1 protein-coding gene is annotated in these 925 nt (G+C 77.5%); it reads right to left on the bottom strand.

Annotated features, from left to right (window positions below; translation table 11 throughout):
• The coding region (locus tag ADK55_RS16240; protein WP_234350070.1) for a phosphopantetheine-binding protein at window positions 1-925 on the bottom strand (925 nt) is incomplete at both ends.

Raw genomic sequence — 925 nt, 5'->3', positions numbered from 1 at the left:
TCCGCCCCGGGGGCCAGCACCCCCCCCCAGTAGGGCAGTTCGGCCTGCCGTGGCGGCGAGGTCGCCTTCTCGACGACCTCCCGCGCGAACCGCCGCAGCGAGGTCGGCACGGGCTCCAACACGGGCCGTCCGCCGCGCGCCACCGCCTCCCACGCGACGGCCAGGTCACCGAGCAGCACCCGCCAGGACACCCCGTCGACGGCCAGGTGGTGCACGACGAGCAGCAGCCGACCCGGCGTCCCCGCGCCCGCGTCGAACCAGACGGCCTGCAGGACGGTCCCCGCGTCGGGGTCCAGCCGGGACGCCGCCGCGTCGGACTCCTCGGCGACCAGAGCCCGCAGCGCTGCCCCGTCGAGACCGCGGGCGTCGACGCGGCGCGACAGGCCCGCCGAGTCCACCGCGCCGGGCGGCCGGATCACGGCCGACCACAGCGCCGGCAGGGCCGGCCCCAGGTCCATCCGGGACAGCACCGGGCGCAGACCGTCGTGGTGGTCCACCACGGCCTGGAGCGCGCCGGCCAGTGAGGCGAGGTCGGCCCCGGCGGGGGACCGGAGCAGCATCGACAGGTTGAAGCGGCCGATCGGACCGCCGTCCTCCCGGAGCTGGTGGACGATCGGCAGCAACGGCAGGTCGCCGACCCCGTCGGAGTCCGCGGCGGTCTCCGGAGCGTCCTGCGCGACCCCGGTGGGCGTGAGCGCCGCCGCCAGCGCGGCCGGCGTACGGTGCTCGAAGACCGCCCGGGGGGTGACGGTCAGCCCCGCCTTGCGGGCCCGCGCCGCCACCGACATGGACAGGATGCTGTCCCCGCCGAGCACGAAGAAGTCCTCGTCGCCGCCGACCTCGTCGAGGCCCAGGACCTGCGCGAACACCTCCCGCAACCGCCGCTCGCGGTCCCCCGGTGAGTCGGCCGGGGCCGGTCGGGGGC

It is taken from the genome of Streptomyces sp. WM4235, from assembly GCF_001279725.1.
Taxonomy (GTDB): domain Bacteria; phylum Actinomycetota; class Actinomycetes; order Streptomycetales; family Streptomycetaceae; genus Streptomyces.
Note: the sequence above shows the minus strand (reverse complement) of the source record. Positions and strands in the feature narration are given on the sequence as shown.